This window comes from Nonomuraea sp. NPDC050663, assembly GCF_044456985.1.
Lineage (GTDB): Bacteria > Actinomycetota > Actinomycetes > Streptosporangiales > Streptosporangiaceae > Nonomuraea.
This window is the reverse complement of the sequence record NZ_JBITGL010000026.1, coordinates 44,692-62,171: the sequence shown is the minus strand read 5'-3', so window position 1 is coordinate 62,171 and position 17,480 is coordinate 44,692. Positions and strand designations below refer to the sequence as shown.

Annotated in this window: 36 protein-coding genes; 35 read left to right on the top strand and 1 reads right to left on the bottom strand. The window is 69.8% G+C overall.

Annotated features, from left to right (window positions below):
* Nucleotides 1-10 precede the first annotated feature (10 nt).
* On the top strand, nucleotides 11-979 hold the full coding sequence (locus ACIBH1_RS45520; RefSeq protein WP_397320355.1) for a hypothetical protein: 969 nt from the start codon (nucleotides 11-13) through the stop codon (nucleotides 977-979).
* 53 nt (nucleotides 980-1,032) lie between these two features.
* Here the strand turns inward: ACIBH1_RS45520 and ACIBH1_RS45515 are convergent, their stop codons facing one another.
* Nucleotides 1,033-1,467: a hypothetical protein gene (locus ACIBH1_RS45515; RefSeq protein WP_397320354.1), complete on the bottom strand. Its 435-nt coding sequence runs from the start codon at nucleotides 1,465-1,467 to the stop codon at nucleotides 1,033-1,035.
* A gap of 489 nt (nucleotides 1,468-1,956) precedes the next feature.
* Here ACIBH1_RS45515 and ACIBH1_RS45510 point away from each other — a divergent pair, with 489 nt between their 5' ends.
* The 34 genes from ACIBH1_RS45510 to ACIBH1_RS45345 all read left to right on the top strand — a co-directional run bounded on the left by ACIBH1_RS45510 (nucleotide 1,957) and on the right by ACIBH1_RS45345 (nucleotide 17,397).
* Entirely contained in the window at nucleotides 1,957-2,385 is a 429-nt protein-coding gene (locus tag ACIBH1_RS45510) for a hypothetical protein (protein ID WP_397320353.1), read from the top strand.
* Nucleotides 2,382-2,531: a hypothetical protein gene (locus ACIBH1_RS45505; RefSeq protein ID WP_397320352.1), complete on the top strand. Its 150-nt coding sequence runs from the start codon at nucleotides 2,382-2,384 to the stop codon at nucleotides 2,529-2,531. The genes ACIBH1_RS45510 and ACIBH1_RS45505 overlap by 4 nt, the downstream gene beginning before the upstream one ends.
* Nucleotides 2,528-2,698 carry a hypothetical protein gene (locus ACIBH1_RS45500; RefSeq protein WP_397320351.1) on the top strand — a complete coding sequence of 57 codons (171 nt, stop codon included), beginning with the start codon at nucleotides 2,528-2,530 and terminating at the stop codon, nucleotides 2,696-2,698. The genes ACIBH1_RS45505 and ACIBH1_RS45500 overlap by 4 nt, the downstream gene beginning before the upstream one ends.
* Before the next feature lie 52 nt (nucleotides 2,699-2,750).
* Entirely contained in the window at nucleotides 2,751-3,287 is a 537-nt protein-coding gene (locus ACIBH1_RS45495) for a hypothetical protein (RefSeq protein WP_397320350.1), read from the top strand.
* Nucleotides 3,284-3,697 (top strand): hypothetical protein, encoded by a 414-nt coding sequence (locus ACIBH1_RS45490; protein WP_397320349.1) that lies wholly within the window; start codon nucleotides 3,284-3,286, stop codon nucleotides 3,695-3,697. The genes ACIBH1_RS45495 and ACIBH1_RS45490 overlap by 4 nt, the downstream gene beginning before the upstream one ends.
* Nucleotides 3,694-4,638 (top strand): lambda-exonuclease family protein, encoded by a 945-nt coding sequence (locus ACIBH1_RS45485; protein ID WP_397320348.1) that lies wholly within the window; start codon nucleotides 3,694-3,696, stop codon nucleotides 4,636-4,638. Before ACIBH1_RS45490 ends, ACIBH1_RS45485 begins: the two co-directional genes overlap by 4 nt.
* Nucleotides 4,635-5,972 (top strand): phage recombination protein Bet, encoded by a 1,338-nt coding sequence (bet, locus tag ACIBH1_RS45480; RefSeq protein WP_397320347.1) that lies wholly within the window; start codon nucleotides 4,635-4,637, stop codon nucleotides 5,970-5,972. Before ACIBH1_RS45485 ends, bet begins: the two co-directional genes overlap by 4 nt.
* 119 nt (nucleotides 5,973-6,091) lie before the next feature.
* The gene (locus tag ACIBH1_RS45475; protein WP_397320346.1) at nucleotides 6,092-6,403 is read left to right on the top strand and encodes a hypothetical protein; all 312 of its coding nucleotides are present in this window, start codon (nucleotides 6,092-6,094) and stop codon (nucleotides 6,401-6,403) included.
* Between the two features lie 2 nt (nucleotides 6,404-6,405).
* Nucleotides 6,406-6,660 (top strand): hypothetical protein, encoded by a 255-nt coding sequence (locus ACIBH1_RS45470; RefSeq protein ID WP_397320345.1) that lies wholly within the window; start codon nucleotides 6,406-6,408, stop codon nucleotides 6,658-6,660.
* Complete coding sequence (locus ACIBH1_RS45465) at nucleotides 6,660-6,938, top strand: hypothetical protein (RefSeq protein WP_397320344.1); 279 nt, start codon at nucleotides 6,660-6,662, stop codon at nucleotides 6,936-6,938. The genes ACIBH1_RS45470 and ACIBH1_RS45465 overlap by 1 nt, the downstream gene beginning before the upstream one ends.
* Nucleotides 6,935-7,843 carry a hypothetical protein gene (locus tag ACIBH1_RS45460; RefSeq protein ID WP_397320343.1) on the top strand — a complete coding sequence of 303 codons (909 nt, stop codon included), beginning with the start codon at nucleotides 6,935-6,937 and terminating at the stop codon, nucleotides 7,841-7,843. Before ACIBH1_RS45465 ends, ACIBH1_RS45460 begins: the two co-directional genes overlap by 4 nt.
* 104 nt (nucleotides 7,844-7,947) lie before the next feature.
* Complete coding sequence (locus ACIBH1_RS45455) at nucleotides 7,948-8,748, top strand: RNA ligase family protein (RefSeq protein WP_397320342.1); 801 nt, start codon at nucleotides 7,948-7,950, stop codon at nucleotides 8,746-8,748.
* Complete coding sequence (locus tag ACIBH1_RS45450; protein WP_397320341.1) at nucleotides 8,745-9,146, top strand: hypothetical protein; 402 nt, start codon at nucleotides 8,745-8,747, stop codon at nucleotides 9,144-9,146. Before ACIBH1_RS45455 ends, ACIBH1_RS45450 begins: the two co-directional genes overlap by 4 nt.
* The gene (locus tag ACIBH1_RS45445) at nucleotides 9,143-9,415 is read left to right on the top strand and encodes a hypothetical protein (protein ID WP_397320340.1); all 273 of its coding nucleotides are present in this window, start codon (nucleotides 9,143-9,145) and stop codon (nucleotides 9,413-9,415) included. Before ACIBH1_RS45450 ends, ACIBH1_RS45445 begins: the two co-directional genes overlap by 4 nt.
* Nucleotides 9,412-9,924 (top strand): RusA family crossover junction endodeoxyribonuclease, encoded by a 513-nt coding sequence (locus tag ACIBH1_RS45440; RefSeq protein ID WP_397320339.1) that lies wholly within the window; start codon nucleotides 9,412-9,414, stop codon nucleotides 9,922-9,924. The genes ACIBH1_RS45445 and ACIBH1_RS45440 overlap by 4 nt, the downstream gene beginning before the upstream one ends.
* Entirely contained in the window at nucleotides 9,921-10,097 is a 177-nt protein-coding gene (locus ACIBH1_RS45435) for a hypothetical protein (protein WP_397320338.1), read from the top strand. The genes ACIBH1_RS45440 and ACIBH1_RS45435 overlap by 4 nt, the downstream gene beginning before the upstream one ends.
* A complete protein-coding gene (locus ACIBH1_RS45430) occupies nucleotides 10,094-10,507 on the top strand; it encodes a DUF6248 family natural product biosynthesis protein (RefSeq protein ID WP_397320337.1) in 414 nt (137 codons plus the stop codon). Before ACIBH1_RS45435 ends, ACIBH1_RS45430 begins: the two co-directional genes overlap by 4 nt.
* A gap of 30 nt (nucleotides 10,508-10,537) precedes the next feature.
* Nucleotides 10,538-10,738 (top strand): hypothetical protein, encoded by a 201-nt coding sequence (locus ACIBH1_RS45425; RefSeq protein WP_397320336.1) that lies wholly within the window; start codon nucleotides 10,538-10,540, stop codon nucleotides 10,736-10,738.
* The gene (locus tag ACIBH1_RS45420) at nucleotides 10,738-11,256 is read left to right on the top strand and encodes a hypothetical protein (protein ID WP_397320335.1); all 519 of its coding nucleotides are present in this window, start codon (nucleotides 10,738-10,740) and stop codon (nucleotides 11,254-11,256) included. Before ACIBH1_RS45425 ends, ACIBH1_RS45420 begins: the two co-directional genes overlap by 1 nt.
* Nucleotides 11,253-11,573, top strand: coding sequence for a WhiB family transcriptional regulator (locus ACIBH1_RS45415; protein ID WP_397320334.1), 321 nt, complete (start codon nucleotides 11,253-11,255; stop codon nucleotides 11,571-11,573). The genes ACIBH1_RS45420 and ACIBH1_RS45415 overlap by 4 nt, the downstream gene beginning before the upstream one ends.
* A complete protein-coding gene (locus ACIBH1_RS45410; protein WP_397320333.1) occupies nucleotides 11,570-11,872 on the top strand; it encodes a hypothetical protein in 303 nt (100 codons plus the stop codon). The genes ACIBH1_RS45415 and ACIBH1_RS45410 overlap by 4 nt, the downstream gene beginning before the upstream one ends.
* On the top strand, nucleotides 11,859-12,272 hold the full coding sequence (locus ACIBH1_RS45405) for a hypothetical protein (RefSeq protein WP_397320331.1): 414 nt from the start codon (nucleotides 11,859-11,861) through the stop codon (nucleotides 12,270-12,272). Before ACIBH1_RS45410 ends, ACIBH1_RS45405 begins: the two co-directional genes overlap by 14 nt.
* A complete protein-coding gene (locus ACIBH1_RS45400) occupies nucleotides 12,269-12,790 on the top strand; it encodes a hypothetical protein (RefSeq protein WP_397320330.1) in 522 nt (173 codons plus the stop codon). Before ACIBH1_RS45405 ends, ACIBH1_RS45400 begins: the two co-directional genes overlap by 4 nt.
* Nucleotides 12,783-12,998, top strand: coding sequence for a hypothetical protein (locus ACIBH1_RS45395; RefSeq protein WP_397320329.1), 216 nt, complete (start codon nucleotides 12,783-12,785; stop codon nucleotides 12,996-12,998). Before ACIBH1_RS45400 ends, ACIBH1_RS45395 begins: the two co-directional genes overlap by 8 nt.
* Entirely contained in the window at nucleotides 12,991-13,338 is a 348-nt protein-coding gene (locus ACIBH1_RS45390) for a hypothetical protein (RefSeq protein WP_397320328.1), read from the top strand. The genes ACIBH1_RS45395 and ACIBH1_RS45390 overlap by 8 nt, the downstream gene beginning before the upstream one ends.
* Nucleotides 13,335-13,736, top strand: coding sequence for a hypothetical protein (locus ACIBH1_RS45385; RefSeq protein ID WP_397320327.1), 402 nt, complete (start codon nucleotides 13,335-13,337; stop codon nucleotides 13,734-13,736). Before ACIBH1_RS45390 ends, ACIBH1_RS45385 begins: the two co-directional genes overlap by 4 nt.
* Nucleotides 13,733-13,924, top strand: coding sequence for a hypothetical protein (locus ACIBH1_RS45380; protein ID WP_397320326.1), 192 nt, complete (start codon nucleotides 13,733-13,735; stop codon nucleotides 13,922-13,924). Before ACIBH1_RS45385 ends, ACIBH1_RS45380 begins: the two co-directional genes overlap by 4 nt.
* Nucleotides 13,921-14,703, top strand: coding sequence for a hypothetical protein (locus tag ACIBH1_RS45375; protein WP_397320325.1), 783 nt, complete (start codon nucleotides 13,921-13,923; stop codon nucleotides 14,701-14,703). Before ACIBH1_RS45380 ends, ACIBH1_RS45375 begins: the two co-directional genes overlap by 4 nt.
* Nucleotides 14,693-15,130, top strand: a complete 438-nt coding sequence (locus tag ACIBH1_RS45370; RefSeq protein WP_397320324.1) for a hypothetical protein — start codon at nucleotides 14,693-14,695, stop codon at nucleotides 15,128-15,130. Before ACIBH1_RS45375 ends, ACIBH1_RS45370 begins: the two co-directional genes overlap by 11 nt.
* Nucleotides 15,123-15,263: a hypothetical protein gene (locus ACIBH1_RS45365; protein ID WP_397320323.1), complete on the top strand. Its 141-nt coding sequence runs from the start codon at nucleotides 15,123-15,125 to the stop codon at nucleotides 15,261-15,263. The genes ACIBH1_RS45370 and ACIBH1_RS45365 overlap by 8 nt, the downstream gene beginning before the upstream one ends.
* Nucleotides 15,256-15,675 carry a hypothetical protein gene (locus ACIBH1_RS45360; RefSeq protein ID WP_397320322.1) on the top strand — a complete coding sequence of 140 codons (420 nt, stop codon included), beginning with the start codon at nucleotides 15,256-15,258 and terminating at the stop codon, nucleotides 15,673-15,675. The genes ACIBH1_RS45365 and ACIBH1_RS45360 overlap by 8 nt, the downstream gene beginning before the upstream one ends.
* Nucleotides 15,672-16,031, top strand: coding sequence for a hypothetical protein (locus ACIBH1_RS45355; protein WP_397320321.1), 360 nt, complete (start codon nucleotides 15,672-15,674; stop codon nucleotides 16,029-16,031). Before ACIBH1_RS45360 ends, ACIBH1_RS45355 begins: the two co-directional genes overlap by 4 nt.
* Nucleotides 16,028-17,116: a hypothetical protein gene (locus ACIBH1_RS45350; protein WP_397320320.1), complete on the top strand. Its 1,089-nt coding sequence runs from the start codon at nucleotides 16,028-16,030 to the stop codon at nucleotides 17,114-17,116. The genes ACIBH1_RS45355 and ACIBH1_RS45350 overlap by 4 nt, the downstream gene beginning before the upstream one ends.
* The gene (locus tag ACIBH1_RS45345) at nucleotides 17,113-17,397 is read left to right on the top strand and encodes a hypothetical protein (protein WP_397320319.1); all 285 of its coding nucleotides are present in this window, start codon (nucleotides 17,113-17,115) and stop codon (nucleotides 17,395-17,397) included. The genes ACIBH1_RS45350 and ACIBH1_RS45345 overlap by 4 nt, the downstream gene beginning before the upstream one ends.
* The last annotated feature ends 83 nt before the right edge of the window (nucleotides 17,398-17,480 follow it).

The following is a 17,480-nucleotide window of genomic DNA, read 5'->3' as shown; positions in this document are numbered from 1 at the left end:
GCTGGAAGCTGTGCGATTCGAGGACCTGGGCATCAGCCCGCCCGCCGAAAACGTCTACCGATATCTGAACGACCGCGGCCCGACCCCCTTGGCGATCCTCGCCGAGGAGTTCGGGCCTGTGGCCATTAATGCTGTTGAAGAGCTGCGCTCGATCGGTCTGACCATCGGCGATCCCCCTGACGCGCGGCGGCCCGACCATGCCTTTGCAAGGCTCCTGGCAGAGCGGGCGCACCAGCTGAACGTGGCGCAGCTGGCTGTGGCCGAGATGCAGGAGCGCTACATCGCTTCCCACCGCGAGACCTCACCACCGGTGATCGCGATCTCCAGCCGGGAGCAGGCCACCGCTTGCCGGGATGAGCTCACGTTGAGCGCCCGCACCGAGATCCTGCAGTTCATCACCTGGCCGTTCCACCCGAGCCATGCTCATCCGGCCGACGACGAGCGGCGCATGGAAGCCGACGGTCAGGTACGCGCTCCGCACCAGCGGCTGATCTACGAGCGGCGCGTGCTGGCAGAGAGCGCCGCCGCTCTGGACGGCATGCGCAAAGCGTTAAACCTTCCCGGGGGAGCGTCCGTTCGCGTCATCGACTTCCTGCCGTACAAGCTCGTGATCCGCGACGGCGTGGCAGCGCTGTCATCTCGCTATCCGCGGGGGCATGAGGATCAAGTGTCGGCGCTTCACATCGCCGAGCACAACGTGCTCGTCACGGCCCACATGATGACGTTCGAGTACTACTGGGAGCGCTCCACTCCGCTGGGTGGCCACCGCAGCAGACACGTCCAACTCAGCGACGAGGAGCTCAAGCTGCTCGGCATGCTGGTCAACGGGGAGACGCAGGACTTCATGGCTCGGGCTCTCGGCGTGCAGGCCAAGACGGTCTATAACCGGATCACGAAGCTGTGCAAGCTGGCAGGCATCAAGGGGAACAACCCGATCAAGCTGGCTGTCCACGTCACCAAGAACGGCTGGCTCGACTGACACCCGATGGGGCGCTCCGGCCTGACCCCGGGGCTGGGGTGTCTCACCAGGACTCAGCGGGACTTGAGCAGGTTCACCGTGTTGTGGCTCTGCTGGATCGCCAGCCGTACCTGGGCAAGCAGGAACTGGATGGCCTTCTCGCGCTCCTCCTCGGGGATGCCTCGCAGGTTGCGGATCTGGCGGATCTCGCGCTCCAGCTCGGCGCGTACGGACTCGTGCGTCAGGCCGGACAGCGCCTCGTAGAGCGCGTCCCGCGCCGGCTGGTCGGGGTCGACCTGCTCCGGGTCCGGCCGCGGATACTTCTGAAGGAGGCCGGCGAGCAGTTCGGCGGCTGCGCCCTGGTCGACGGCGGCGAGCTGCTCGGGCTCGATGCCCACCGTGTAGGCCATCATGGCGAGCTCGTCGTCGGGGATGGCGCGTCGTCCCTGTTCGCTCCGGGCCCACTTCATGTCGGTCATCTCGGCGCGGTCGCCGAAGAGGTCGCTCATGAGCCGGGCGGCGCCTCGGAGGGAGAGTTTCTGGCCTCCAGGCGGGTTCTCCCGGTGTTGGGCGATCAGGTCTGCGGCGGCGCTGTGGTGGGGGCCGCGTGGGGGCCCGGTGGGTTCGTTGGGTATGGCTGATGCGGTGGGCATGGTGGGTTGCTCCGGGTGTGGCGCAGTGTGGCGTGTGTCGCAACAGTACCAAGTCGAAGCGGTGAAACGCTGTCTGAGGCTGCGATCTCTCTGTTAGGTCACAGGTTTCGGACCTCTGTTGTTGATCTTGTTTGCGTGCATCTCAGAGGCTTTCAGCCTGGTGAAAGCTGGTGTTGCAGTGTTGTGGACCAAATGCAACAGAGGGTGTAGTGTCGTCTGTGTCGCGACATGCGCACGAAGACAAACGATCTTGAAGTGTGAGCGTCCGACCAGCAACTCCCGACCCGCGCCAACTCCAGGTTCCGCCAGCAATACCTAGCGGCACCGCTACATGTAGGAGCGCCCGTGACCCCCACCAGCACGGTCAACCCCTGCCTCGCCGACGACGGCGAGGACCACCGCGACAAGGTCGCCGACTACCTGGCCCTGCGCGTCGCCGAATGCCGCGACTGCGAGCACGGCCCCCACCTGCGCGGCGCCCTCATCGCCCTGCTCGACGATGACGACTACACCGCCGACAGCATGATCAACGCCGCCGTCATGGCCGCCACCGACCTGCCCGCCTACTCCGTGATGAGCGACCTGTTCGACAACCCGCTCGTCTTCACCGGCACCGGCGCCGACCACCTCGGCCACCAGATCGCCGCCTACGCCGAGCGCTTCCTCTCCCTGCCCGGCGAGGTCGTCATCGACGAGACGATGACCAGCGGCACCTTGCGCCCGCACGGCGGCGTCACCCACCCGCTCGCCGTCGCCGCGGTGGTGACCCAGTGATCGCCGTCGCGCTGGCGTTCGCGGCCCTGACCGCGGCGGTGCTCCTGCTGGCCCGCGTCCGTCTGGACGGGTTCGCCATCACGCTCGTGGCCGTGGTCACCGCGCTCCTCGCCGCCGTCGACCTGCCCGAAGGTGAGGACCAGTGAAGTACCGGAAGCTGTTCGGCGAGGTCGCCGAGACCGACATCGAGACGATGATCACCTACCTGAAGGCTCGCGACCCGTACGGCGAGGAACGCCTCATCCCGTGGCGCGGCGGCCCCGCCCTCGGCTACTACGCCGAGCTCGACGCCTACATGGAGCGCAGCCAGTGACCGCGACACCGACACCCCATCAGCACAACCCCGGTACGGAGATCCCCAGCTCATGAACATCACCATCAGCGTCGACGAGATCAGCCTCGCGACCGTCGTCGCCGACACGATCGCCTACGACGAAGAAGGCGACGCCATCATCTCGGGCGAGAAGACCGTCGCCGACCTCGTCGCCGCCCAGATCGTCGAGCGCCTCACCCGAGATGACCACTGGCCCCGGATGCGCGAGCAGGTCATGGAGATCCGCAAGGAGCAGATCCGGGAGGCCTTGCGCCCCACCATCGACACCGCGCTCAACCGCCCGATCTTCAAGACGAACGGGTACGGCGAGCGCATCGGCCAGGAGACCACCCTCTCCGAGCTGATCTCGGACGAGGCCCGCGCCTGGCTGACCGCGCCAGCCAACCAGTACCGCAGGGAGGACGGCACCCTCCTGGAGCAGGCCATCCGCGCCGAGGTGAAGCACGTCGTCCAGAAGCTGGTCGCCGACGCCGTACAGAAGGCCGTCGCCGCGATGGAGGACAAGATCGCCGCACAGGCCGAGCAGCTCATCGCCGACACCGCGAAGAAGACGCGAGGCGGCAAGTGAGCACACAACAGTTCCGCGTGGGCGACCACGTCAGGGCCGTCATCATCGGCACCATCGCCTCACACGATGACATCGAGCGGCCCGGACACCTGTGCATCCGAAACGGCACCGGCGACTACAGGAGCCCAGAGCGGGCTGGCAGGTTCTCCTGCGTGCTGCTGGACGACCCGCATGTCACCGTCGAGCTGCTCGCGCCCGCCGAGTGGCCGCCCCGGCCCGGCGACACCTGGGAGCACGACGGCGAGCCGTGGTTCGCCGTCGACCGCCCGCTCTACGACCACCCGTGCACCCGGATGATCAACCACCGGGGCATGGAGTGGCCCGGTGAACTCGACGACCTCCTCCAGAGCAAGCCCGGCGACTGGACCCTCATCCACCGCGCCGCCAGCCTCACCGAGGACGGCGAATGAGCACCCTCGCCGAACTCGCCGGCCTGACGGCCGACCAGGTGCCCACGGTCGAGCCGGGCTCGCCGGAGTGGCTGCGCTACATGTCCGCGTCCAAGATCGCGGCTGTGGTCGGGCTGAACCCGTGGGAGTCGAAGTACTCGATGTGGTGCGTCATGTCGGGCCTGCTCGACCCGGCGCCGGAGACCGACCAGCAGCGGCGCGGCCACTACCTCGAACCGGCCGTGGCCGCGTGGCTGGCCGACCAGCACCCCGAGTATGAGATGCGGCCGGGCGGCTCCTGGGTCAGCCGCGAACACCCCTGGTATCTCGCCTCGCCCGACCGGCTGTTCTGCGTCGACGGGCGCGTGGCCGAGCTGGTCGAGGTGAAGAGCGACGCCAACGGCGAGGAATGGGGCGAGCCCGGCACCGACGAGATCCCGATCTACTACCGGGTGCAGGTGCAGGTCCAGATGGACGTGCTGGGCGTGCACAGGACCCGGCTCGGGCTCATCACCGGCCGCCTGGAGTTCCGCGAGTACATCGTCGACTACGACGTCGACGACGCCGAATACCTTCGCGCCGAAGCCGAGGAGTTCCTGCTGTCGATCGCCTGGGGCGAGATGCCGCCCATCGACGGCCACCGGGCCACGGTCACCTCGATCCGCAGGCGGCACCCGCTCATCGACCCCAAGACGTTCTTCGACGTGCCCGACGACCTGGCCACCCGGGTGATCCCCGTGCTGGAGGCAGAGAAGGGCGCCGAGCAGGACCTCAAGCAGGCCAAAGAGCGGGCGGCCAAGGCCCGCGCCGAACTGCTCGACGCCATGGGCACCCGGGCGACCGCCCGCTACGCCGACACGAACTTCGCCAGGCGGCAGGCCAAGAAGGGCGGCCTGCCGTACCTCGTCGTCGACTCCGCCCTTCCTCCCGCCCCCGAACCGCAAGGAGCCGCAGCAGCATGACGACTGCTACCGACAACCTGCCCGCCGTCCAGGCGAACGGCGCGCTGGCCATCCAGGCCGACCAGACGATGTGGACCGCCGAGCAGCGACACGTCCTGGCCCAGCTCGGCGTCGCCGAGGACTGCCCCAACGCCGTCCTGGCCGGATACCTGCACCTGTGCCAGCGGCGCGGCCTGGACCCGTTCCTCAAGCAGGTGTACCTGATCGGCCGCCGCCAGCGGCAGCAGGACAACAGCTACCGGACCGTCTACACGCCGCAGACCGGCATCGACGGCTACCGCGTACTCGCCCAGCGCGCCGCCCACCGCGCGGGCGTGAAGTACGGCTACGAGGACACCATCTGGTTCGCCCCGGACGGCTCCAAGCACGAGGTGTGGCTGTGGAACGACCGGCCGCCCGCAGCCGCGAAGATCACCGTCGTAGTGAACGGGCAGCGCTTCTCCGGCGTCGCCAACTTCGCCTCCTACGCCGACACCGACCGCGACGGCAAGCCGAAGAACCGGTGGAAGACCGACCCGGCCGGCATGACCGCCAAGTGCGCCGAAGCCCAGGCGCTGCGCAAGGCGTTCCCGGAGGACCTCGGCGACCTGTACACCCACGAGGAGATGGAGCACCTGGTCGACGACGAGGAGGTCTCACAGGCTCCCCCGCAGACCGTCCGGGAAGCGGCCCAGGCCAAGGCCGGGGCTTCGGCGACCGTGATGGTCTCCAAGGAGAAGCGGCACCTGCTCGCCCGCAAAATGGACGAACTCGGCGTCACCGACAAGCTCGGCTACCTCCACCTGGTGCACCCCGACCACACCTTCGAGTCCAGCGGCGACCTCACCGCCGCCCAGGCCGAGCAGGTGCTCGCCGCCCTCCACCGGGGCGACCACCTGCAGCCGGTCGACGGCGGGGGCGAACCCGACGAGGCCCAGGCAGCGGCAGGGCAGCCGGAAGCCGCGAAGCTGTCCAAGTCGAAGGCGGCCGAGGTCAACACCTGGCTCACCGAGGCCGGAATCGACAAGGACGCCCGCTTCGCCTGGCTCGCCGAGCAGGGCATCGCTCAGGTGTCCTCCACCAGCGACCTCACCCCGGAGCAGGCCACCGAGGCCATCATCCGCCTGACTCCGCTCACCGCTCAGCGGCGCGAGGACCTGCGCCAGCGCATCATCAACGTCTGGACCGACATGGACGGCACGCCGGAGCAGCTGTCGGCAGTGTTCTGCCGCGAGATGAAGGTTCCCGACGTGGCCAGCGCGTCCAACAGCAAGTACGCCACGTTCCTGAAGAAGCTCGCCGACGACAAGGTCAAGCCCGGCGAGCGCCTGCACCAGGACGAGCCCGAGTTCTAGAACGTAGCGGCACCGCTACGAACCATGATCGCCGTCCGGGCACCTGCGCGCACCCACCCGGTGCAACTCGAGGCCGGGTGCCCGGACGGACCCAACCTCATCCCTCTGAGAGGCCCCGCATGACCACCAACTACCAGCCCACGCCTCAGCCCCAGCCCTCGCACGAGGTGCCGTACACCGAGGAGGTCATCGGCGAGCTGCGCCGCATCATCGACCGGATCGAGGTCGCGCGGAAGGAGCAGCACGGCGTCATCGCGCAGTCCCACGCAGCGACTAGGCACGCCCAGACGCTTCTGGACTCCTACGACAACTACGAGCAGCAGGTCCGGCAGCTCATCGACAAGGCCGAGTCCAACCGTGCCCCCGCGCCTCCATCCAGCGACCAGCCCCCGGTCTCCACCACCCCCACCGAGTTCCAGAACGGAGCATGACCATGCCCATCGCCACCCCCGCCATCGACCTCATCACCCCGGAGATCGCCGGGCACCTGCTGTGGAGCGAAGGCATCGACGACGGCGTCCCGCCGTCGTCGCCGTTCGTGCCGCTGCTGCTGCTCGCCATCGACGCCGCCAGCGCCAGCGACCGGCTGAAGCTGGCCGCCGAGTACGGCGGCTACGTCGCCGCGCACCAGGTGCTGAAGGACGGCGGCGAGAAGGCGCTCCGCGAGCGCGCCAGGGGCGCGTGCTGATGGCTGGTCTCGCCGTCGTGATCACGGTCCTGCTGATCTGCGCGACACCCTTCCTGGTCGTCTGGGTCGGCGACCGCCGCGACAGCAGGCTCGCCCACCTGCGCACCGCTCTGCGCGACACCACCGGCGAGCTCGACGAGCACCGACAGCTCGTCCGCTCCATCACCGAGCTCGCCGGACAGGGCGAGCGGGTCGGTGACACCTCCGCGGCCCTCGTCATGGAGGCCGTCCGCACCTTCGAGGCCCGGCCTCGCACCCCTCAGAGAGGCAAGAATTGAACCGCAAGACCCTCGCCGCCGCGTTCCTCGGCGCTGTCGTCCTGACCGGCTGCTCGGTGGAGACCGAGACCAACGAGCAGGCCATCGACTACGACTACGACATGTTCTCCGGCACCACGGAGAAGGAGTCGTGCGTCGCCCCCGGCCAGCGCTCATGGCTCGACGTCAACGACTACGGCGTGGTCCTGCCCGCCGACACCCGCACCTTCGAGTTCGCGGGCACCCCCGACGCCGGCCGCCCGGGCGGCTTCCTCGTCAAGGAGGGCGCCGAAGCCGGACCCATCACCGTGTCGGCCGCGGGCAACATCACGATGTTGGTCAGCGGCGTCGCCGCGTTCGACCTCACCACCAACTGCGACACCCTGGACGCCTTCTGGCGCAAGGTCGGCCGCAAGTACGCCGCCGACACCCCCGAAGGGTGGCGGCGCATGCTCGGCGTCGTCGTCCAGCAGCCGCTCGACCGGGCGATGGACGCCGCCGCCAAGCCGTACACGTGGGAGCAGCTGTCCGGCGACAACAACATCAAGCAGGCGTGGGAGAAGGAAGTCGCCAGGCTCGCGCAGGAGTTCGTCAAGGAGCAGACCGGCGCGGAGTACTTCACGAACTTCAAGCTGACGCTGCAGATGCCGGTGCCTCCGGCCAGTCTGCAGGACGCCAAGACGGCCAAGGAGGTCGCCGCCCAGCGCAACGAGGCGCAGATCGCCGAGAACACCCGCGCCGCCACCGAGAGCGAGCAGATCAAGAAGCTCGTCGAGATCCTCGGCCGCGACGGAGCGGTCGCGTGGAAGGCCGCGCAGCTGCAGGCCGAGGTGCTGATGAAGGCCGTCGAGCGCGGCCAGCTGCAGGTGTACGTCGCTGGCAACGGCGCCCTGAACGTGGCGCCCAAGGGCGGCTCTCTCCAGTGACCGACTGGACCCCGCTCGTGCAGATCCTCGTCCTGGTCCTCGTGGCCTGGGCGGGGTTCTGCATCGTCTGGCACTTCCTCACCAAAGACAAGGACTGACCCCTCATGACGTTGCAACTGTCCCATCTGGCCAGCGGCGACATGCTGCGCAAGCTCGACTCGGCAACGAAGTACCCGTCCATCCCGACCTACCACACGATCGACGAGCACCCGCGCGGCAAGGGCCGTCTCCTCGAGGACAACCCGATCTCCTTCACCGGCACCGCCTACGCCTACGAGAAGGTCGACGGCTCCAACGCCCGCATCATCGTCCTGCCGCACTCGGCTGGCTGGCTGATCGGCTCACGCGACGAGCTCCTCGCCGTGCAGGGCGACCTGCTGCACAACCCGTCGCTGCGGATCGTCGAGGCCCTGGAGAGCCTGGCCAAGGAGCTGACGAACCCGCTGGGCTACGCGATCATGACTGCCTACCTGGAGGTGTACGGCGACCGCCGCACCCCGGCCTGGCAGAGCTACGGCGACGGCAAGCAGGTGTCGGCCCGCCTGTTCGACGTCAGCCTCGTCCCGGTCAGGGTGCTCGACCGGGACCTGGACCGGATCGCCTCCTGGCGCGACCACGGCGGCCAGGAATGGCTCAACGTGGACGACCTGGCTTCCTACGCCCTCCAGCACAGCGTGTCGCAGGTGCCGTACCTGTTCGAGACGCCCGGCGCGTCCCTGCCGCGCAGCATCGACGACGCCCTGGCGCTGCTGCAGCCGTACGCCACCACGCAGGCGGGCATCGCCGGCGAGCCGGGCGCGGCCGAGGGCATCGTGCTGTCGTCGGCGGACCGCCGTACCAAGGCGAAGCTGCGGTTCAAGGACTACAACCGCACCCTGCGGCTGCGTGCGGAGGCCCAGGCGTGACCGACGACAGCGCGCCCACCTGGGCCGTCCGCGCCAACGCCGTGGCGCACCTGGGCCGCGTCGGCTGGATCCAGCGCCGCTACGCCGCCACCCGCAACGACGGCGGGGCCTGCTGCCTGGTCGAGTCGATCGGCCGGGGCGCCGGCCTGCCGCCGCTCGCCCTGACCGGCGACCGGCCCAAGCAGCACATCCGCGACACCTACCCCGAGCAGCTGCGCGCCGCCGAAGCCACCATCGGCGTGGTGGCCGCGGAGCTGGGGCGGCCGAAGAGCACGTCGATCTCGGCGCAGGACTGGCTGGCGAACTGGAACGACCACAAGGAGCGCACGTTCCCGCAGGTGGTCGAAGCGCTCATGGGTGACCACATCCTCGAAATCCTCGCCGGAGCACACGCGTGATCGCGGCGGCGTGGGCGGCCATCGGGTCGGTGATCGCGATCATCGCGAGCATCCTCGGATGGCTGACGCTGGCCTGGCTGGTGATCGGCTTCACCTACGCCTGGTGGCGGCAGCACCGCTCCAGGCGGGTCGCCCGCGCCGCCGCACGGCAGGCCGCCAAGGCCCGGCACCCCTCCTCCCTCGCCCAGCAGCCTCGACAGCCAGACCCGGTGTTCGACGCGCTGCTCGACGACCACCCCGAACTCCACGACCTGAAGGACAGAAAGTGACAGAGCCGGAGATCACCATCACGGTGTACGGCAAGCCAGCGCCGCAGGGGTCGAAGCGGCACGTCGGCAATGGCCGCATGATCGAGCAGGTCAAGGGCGTCAAGCCGTGGCGTGCCAGCGTGGTCCGCGACGCCACCGCGCAGCTGCGGGCGCTCAGCGTCCAGCGCTACGGCGGCGTCGGCCAGGTGTCGATGCTGCGCCTGGACGGCCAGCTGGAGGCGTCGATGGCGTTCACCATGCGCGCCAAGCCGACGTCGAAGCCGTCCTGGTGGCCGCCGTCCGAGCCGTGGTCGAGGCACCTGTGGTGGTACCCGGCCAGCCGCCCCGACCTGTCCAAGCTGGTGCGCTCCACAGAGGACGCACTGACCGACGCCGGAGTTTGGGCCGACGACGGGCGCGTGGTCCGCTACCGCGACGTGGTCGAGATGTACGTCGGCGACCCGCGCGAACCCCACGCGCTCGACCAGCCCGGCGCCGTCATCCGCATCTGGAAGGTGGCAGCGCCGTGACCGGCCCGCGGCTGGTCGGCGCTGCCCTGATCGCGCTGGTGTTCCTCGTCCTGTTCGGGCTGTCGGTGTGGACCATCGGATGGAAGCACTCGGCGGGCATCTTCGGCGCGGCCCTGGCGCTCATCGTCGTCCTCATGGCCGGGGCGTTCCTCCTGTCCGGAGGTGCCGGATGACGCCCGTCGAAGCCTCGTGGGTGCGTAAGCACGCGTGGACGCAGGCGATGCGCAGGTGCTGGAAGGACACCCCGGCCTACTACTCCAGCTGCTCCTGCCAGTACGGCGAGTGCGTCAGCTGCCGCGACGGAAAACACCGGCACTGCAGCCGCGGCTACGCGCTGCGCCGCACCGAAACCATGATCACCGACAGGCGGGGGCGTGCCCTCTACCTGCCGGACTACTACACGCACCCGAGCAACGTGTCCGCGACCGGCCCGGCCCGCACCAACGTGGCGCAGGTGTGGCTCGCCGACCGCACCTGCCGGTGGCTGTGCCCCTGCCCCTGCCGCAGCATCGGCGAACCCGTCTACACCCCGAGCGGCTCCCTGCAGGGCCACCAAGCATCCCTGTTCGCCGCACCCGCCTGACCGACTGACCTTTTGGAAGGAACCCCTCTGTTGATCACTCCCGATGATGTTCGCACCGTTGCACGCAAGCGCAAGGTCGGCCGCCCGAAGTACGGCAAGCGGACCGTGATCTGGTCCGAAGACGGAACCCGGGTGATCGCCGTCGTCGAAGGAGACCACCACGACGACCCGGACACCATCGCCGCGGCCCGCGCCCTCGCCTACGGCGGCACGCCGGCGAGCGGGCAGTGATGGTCTCGAACCTGGCGGGCCCGTGCGCCTCCTGCGGATGGGAGCGCAAGCTGTACCAGCGGAACCTGTGCTCACCCTGCCGCGCCTACCACCGGGCCAACGCGTCGCTGCACCACTACCCGCCGCGGGTCGCCGCCCGGCACGTGTCGGCGCACGTCGCCGTCCAGGCGCGCACGTCGGACCCTGCGCTGACCGCGCTCCAGGTCGTGTCCTCGGAGCTGGCCACCGCCCGCCACACCCCGGCCAGCGTGCTGGCCGCCCTGCACGAGGCCGGCTTCACCTTGACGGCGCCCGCGACCGACTACACCGGATGGCTGCCCCGCACCCCGGAAGGGCATCGGGCCGTCAACGCCTACGTGGAGCTTGTCCGCAAGGACGTGCCGCTGGACGCGATCGAGGCGTGCACCGGCAAGGGCGTGCGCACCCTGCAGCGCTACCACAGCGCCGCGCTCGTCCTCGGCCTCCTGCCGCCCACCCAGCAGCTGCAGCACAGCATGAGCGGGGCGAGCCCGTCATGAGGATCGCCTCGTGGCGGCTGCGCGCCGCCTGCCGTGGCCAGCCGCTGGAGCTGTTCTACGGCCCGCCCCGCGACGACGACGACACCGGCCGAGGGCCGCGCGAGACCCCCAGCCAGAAGGCGAAGCGTGAGGCCCGCGCCAAACGGTTCTGCGACCAGTGCGAGGTCCTCGACGAGTGCTTGACCGCACAGCTGGCGCTCGGGCGCGGCCAGCAGTACGGCTACGCCGCCGGAATGAACGAGGACGAGCGCGTCGCCTACCGCCGCCGCATGATGCGCACCGCCAAGCGGCGCGCCGAGGCGCGGGAGGGGGCGTGAGCTACCTCGACGAGCAGCAGCGGCCCCACTTCGACGACGCGGTGCGGGCGCTGGCGCACCGCGTCCACGAGCGCGACAAGCAGCCGCCCGAGGACCGCGCCGACCCGAACGCGTGGGCGATCGAGTTCATGACGTCGCTCCTCGGCCACCACTGGCGCCGGACCGTCCCCGACAAGCCGGCCCCGGCCCGCCGAACGGCTCCGCCCGACTACAGCCGGGCCCAGCAGCTCCGCCAGGAGGCGGAGCAGATCCGCGACCGCAACAAGCAGCGATGGGAGCAAGAGCATGGCTCGACCTGACGTGCAGATCCCCTGGGTGGAGGGCAGCATCCCGCGCGACGTGCGGCTGCTGCCCGATGAGGTGAAGCCGCTCGTCCGCTACGAGAAGGCCGAACCGTTCGAGCGGCGGCTACGCCTGGGCGACCCGACCAAGGGCCGCGTCGAGCCGGTGCACGTCCTCTACGACGGCGACGGCAACACCTTCCACATGGGGGTGTCGGAGCTGGTCTACACCGTCCAACGCCAGCCGCTCATCGAGCTCGGCTGGATGGACGGCCCCTGGATCGGCGTGTCCAGCCCGGTCGTCACCAAGCACGAGAAGCACGAGTTGTACGGCATCCAGTACTACGACCGCAAGCGGGCCCTGCAGTACACGCAGATGGACCTGCGCCTGTTCCAGCGGATGGGGCAGCTGTCGTGACCAGCGGCATCGACGGCCCCGAGCTCAGGGACGACATGGCTCCGGCGCAGCTGCGCGCCCTGCACGACGGCACCCTCGCCCGGCTGCGCGACCTGGCCCCCAGCCTGGCCGCCGAGATCGACAGCCTGCACACCGAGCTGCGGGCGCTGCGTCGCGTCTTCGACTTCTACGAGAACTCCGGCCACATCGAGACCCGCGTGCTCGGCGCGGACGGCACGCCTGGCGAGCCGTCGCACCCGGACTTCTGCCCCGGCTGCATGGCCGAGCGGCTCGAGGTCGCCGAGGCCGAGGTGACCGCCGTCGCCGCGCAGCTGACCGGCCGGTGGGCGGAGTGGCTGCAGCAGGTCGGCTTCCCTCTCGATCACGCCTACGGCGCGGGCGCGCTTCCGCCGTACGACCTGGCCGCGCTCGCCAAGGCGTGGCACACCAACGACGACGCGGCCCTGTCGGAGCAGGAATGGGCCGAGCTGCTCCGCGTCGAGATCCACGGCCCCGGGCGGGAGGAGCGCGATGTCTAAATCGCTGCGCCTGCTCGGCGAGCTCGACTCCGGCCTGGTGCTGCTGGCCGGGCTCGTGTTCTTCCAGATCTCCCAGGTCGCCGACTCGTTCGTCGACCCCGAGACGCCGTTCGCGTGGAACGCGCTGTTCGTCGGCGTGCTCGCGTTCGGCTGGCTGCTGACCCTCCTCACCCTCAACGCAGAACGCAAGGAGCACCCCGATGCCTGACTACGAGGCGCCGTTCGACGCTGGCGGCAACCTGATGCACTACGCGAGGAAGCCCTACCACGGCCAGGCCGCCTACTACCAGGCGCACGAGTGGCGGCCCAACGAGCCGTTCGTGGCCACCCTCACGATGGCCTCGACCAGGCGGGGACGCTCGGCCGCCTACTTCATCTGGGCGGACGCCGAAGGGCGCACCTACCCGATGTTCATGACCGACGTCGCCGACCTGGTCCGCGACGCCGTCATCAACCAGGGCACCGTCACCGGCCAGTGGACGGTCCGCAAGCGCGGCGAAAACTTCGGGATCCGCTTCCACGGGCCCGCCGAGGCGGTGACCGCGTGAGCGAGCAGATGACCCTCACCGACTGGCGCGGCAACCCGTACACGGTCGGCACCACGGTGCTCTACCCGCGCATGTCCGGCCGCAGCTGCGAGATCTGCGAGGGCGTCGTCGTCGACATCTGGGAAGCCGTCTACGACCGCAAGCTCTACAAGTGGGTCCGCGCCAATCCCGACAAGCTCGCGCACCAGGCCGTCACCGGCCGGGACCGCGAGATGCGAGTGAAGATCCAGCCCAACGGGCGCGGCAGCCGCGACTTCTACCGCAGCGACTCCCGCGCCGCCCGTGACGAGAACGGCGACTACGTCTACGACGACGACGGCCACATGGTCTTCGAGAAGGTCGACCTCAAGCCCGTCACCCTCACGATCATCGAGAACGTCACGGTGCTGACGTCATGAACGCCTCAGCCAACTGCCAGCTGGGCGAACCGTCCGACCTGCCCAACCCGGCCGGTGGCGGCGTCGCCGGGATCGCGTGCGCGTGCGGCTGGTCGATGGTCGCCCCTTATGTCCGCGAGACCGGCCGGCCCGTGGCCGCCCGCCTCGTCCGCGCCCACGGCGAGCGCCACCTGCGAGGAGAAGAATGACCACCCCGCACGCCCGAGCCCTGCAGCTCCTCACCGAAACCGGGCTCGTCTTCCCCGTCCGCGACCTCGTGCGCGGCCCAGAGTCACGCTCGCGCACGAACGCCGAAGCCGCGCAGCGCGCCCTCGACGTGCTCGACGAGCACGACCTGCTCGTGGTCCCCGCAGCCGAGCACTGCATCACCTCGAAGGCGTGCCGACAGGCCAGCGTCGACCGCGACCGCGCCGACACCGAGCTGACCGCTGTACGGCGACAGCTGACCGCCGCCCGGATGGAACGCGACGCGCTGATCGCGGAAGCCAGGCTGACGCGCGGCCAGGCTGCGCAGGAACAGCTGGAGAAGACCGCCCGGGATCTGCGCCTGGCGGAGATGCGCGCCACCAACTGGGAGGCGTACGCGGGCGACGTGGCGCGGCAACTCAACCACAAGGTTCAGGAGGTCACGGCCGAGCGAGACGAGCTGCAGAAGAGGGTGGCCGGCTACGAGAACGGCATCTGCTGGGACACCACATGTCTCGGGTGCGCCAAGCTCCTGGACCGCTGCTACGCGGCTGACGCCCGCCGCGACGCGGCCGACAAGAAGATCGCAGCGGTGCTCGGGTTGCACCGGCAGGGCGAGGTCGAAAAGTGGGTGCCGTGTGAGGAGCACCTCACGTACTTCGCGAAGCAGTCGTACTGCGGCATGTGCGCCGAGCGGCCGGTGCAGGTCTGCGAGGAGTGCAAGCAGCCGTGGCCGTGCCGTACCGCCCAAGCCCTGCAGGGAGGCTCCGATGGCGTTTAAGTCGCCGTGGCAGCCCGAGCCGAAGGTGCCGGACGGGTTCGTCCTGTTCTACCGCGGCGTCGGCAGGCAGATATTCGTGCGCCGCTGGGCGCCCGGCGACGCCGACCACTGCTCGAACGCCGGCCGGAAGGGCGTCATCCCGTGCCTTCCGCCCGCCGTGGTGTCGCTCACGATCCTCTGGCTGGGGTCCCGCGAGCGCGAGCGGCGCACCGGCACGCTCTGCCTCCTGCACGTTCCTGGCAGCGCAGGCACGACCGTCATCGCCCGCCACGGGATCAAGCACGCCACGGAGCGGCTGATCCGCGAGCACCGCGCCCGCTTCGACCAGCTGGTGGAGCTGGAGACGCGGGCAATGATCGACCAGGCGATCGGGGCCGCCACCGGCATGCTCGACCAGCTCTTCGCCGAGGAGGCCGACCGTGTCTGACCAGCCAACCGACGAGCAGGAGTGGCCAGACACGGGCGGCTGCACCGAGTGGTCGTGCCTCTACCACGGCGAGATCAACCGGGCCCGCGCCCAGGCCGAGCGGGCACGCAGGCGGGAGACGTCAGGTGAGTGAGCTGCCCACGATCGCCTACACCGGCTCCCGCGACGCCGACCGCGACCGCGTCCGCGCCGACCTGGCGCTGCTGCACAAGCGGAACGGCGACTTCCACCTCATCGTCGGCTACGACCCCGAGCGCCGACAGCCGCGCGGCGGCGACCGGCACGCCCACGAGTACGCCGTCGAGCACGGCCTGACCGTCGAGTGCTGGCCAGCCCTGTGGCAGGTGCCCGAGCTGGCCAAGACCGCGGGCCTCTACCGCAACGGGCTCATGCTCGGCCTGGCCATGGCACGCCAGATCGACGGCGGACGCGTCGGCGTGCTCGCCCACCTGAAGGACGGCTCGACAGGCTCGGCCGGGACCGCCGCCTACGCCGCGGCGCTCGGCCTGCCCGTGTGGCGCAGACCAGCAGGCAGGCCCGAGTGAGGCGCAAATCCAGCAGAAGCATCGTCCTGGGCGCCGCCTTCACCGTCACCGCGGCCGCCATCCTGATCGCCGTGGTCACCTACCCGGACGATCCGGAGGTGGTCGCCGACTGCGTCGAGGCCACACCCCAACCGGACGGCAGCCATCTGGTGGTGCCGGACAGCTACTGCGGTTCGAGCTCGACCGTGGTGGTGGTCAACGGCTCCTCCTACCAGTACGTGTACGGCGCAACCAGCTCAGGCCGTTACGCGCGCGGCGGCACCCTCGTGCGGCCCACAGGCGTGACGATCACCACCAGGTCAGGCACAACCGTTGTCCGAGGCGGCTTCGGAGGACGAGGAGGAAGCGGTTCATGAGCAAGACCCGAGACGTGACGAAGATGGTCCACGAAGAAGCCAACCGGCTCGCGTTGCGGGTCGAGCGCGTCGACAGCGGTTGGGCGGTCACCTCCGTCCACCACCCGACCGGCCGCGTCCACGTCGTGCCGTACCGGCTGGGCGGCAGCGAGTTCTACAACCAGCGCGCCCAGATGCGCCGCCTGGCCAGGGAAGCCGACCAGCACGTGCTGAGCAAGCTGGTGCCGGTGATGGCCGCCGCTGCGGCTGGCCGCGATTCGGTGGAGACGCTCGTCGAGGGCGCCCGCGCTGACGGCATCCAGGTGTACGTCGCCGGCGGCATGCTCAACGTGGCCGGCCCGCTCGACGTGCTGCCCGGCTGGCGCGACCTGCTGATGGCGCGCGAGCAGGAGGTCATCAACCACCTCGCCCCGCCCCGGGGCGCAGAGCCCGCCGACCAGTCCGCCGACCAGCCCGACCCCCAGCCTGACCCTGCCCCCGAGCCAGAAGCCGATCCATCGATAGGAGACGACATCCACGTGCGCGACATCACCGAAGACGCCGAGCTGCTGTACCGCAGGCTCCTGGACGAAGCCAAGAAGCAGGGCCTCGCACCGCAGAAGCAGTTCGGCGTGCTCGGGCTGGTCTGGAAGGGTGCGCTGAAGCATTTCGTGGCCACCGAAGCCCCCTCCTGGGCCAACGATTACATGCGGGAGGTGGCCGAGTACCTGAAGAACACGCGGCACATCCGCAACCTCAGCCATGGCCACCACACCAAGTGGTGGATCGCCCCGGCCTGGAGCAGCGACCTGATCGTGGTCCGCCCGAAGCCGCCTGCCGATGGGCAGGACACGCAGGAGCAGCTGCCCATCGCGTCGGCGGTCGCCCTCGACAGGGTGAAGGGGCTCGCCGACCGTCTGGCAACGGCCGAGAAGTCTGCGGCCCGCGCCGAGCGTCTGTCCGCGGCGCTCGTCGCCGAGCGGAAGAAGTCGGCCGAGCTGGCTGCCGAGCTGCGGGAGACGCGCGGCCTGCTCGATGGGGCGCGGGCTGAGCTCGCCGAGTGGAAGGTCGTCGAGGACGGTCTGAAGAAGCTGGGGCTGGCGTGAGCGAGGTCCTTGTGCTGCCGCCCGCGAAGGAGCTGGCGCTGTGCCACGTCGACTCCACCGAGGAGTTCGTGCCCGACGTCGAGCCGTGCGGTCGGGAGTCGGTGATCGTGCTGCTGATGGGGTGTCTGCACGAGCACATCGGCCTCACCCCGGTCTGCCAGTTCCACGTCCAGGCCGCAGCGCTCGGCGAGATGGTGTGCCCGAACTGCACGTGCCACGTCTGCCCGCTGGTCGCGGTCGCCGAGGTGACCGCGTCGGGGGAGCAGGTGCCGATCAGGTGACCGGCCTGGTACGGCACCGTTGGCCGATGCGTGCCGCCCGTCGCCCTCCGCGTGGTCGGGGGCGGCGGGCGGCGCCGTCTACG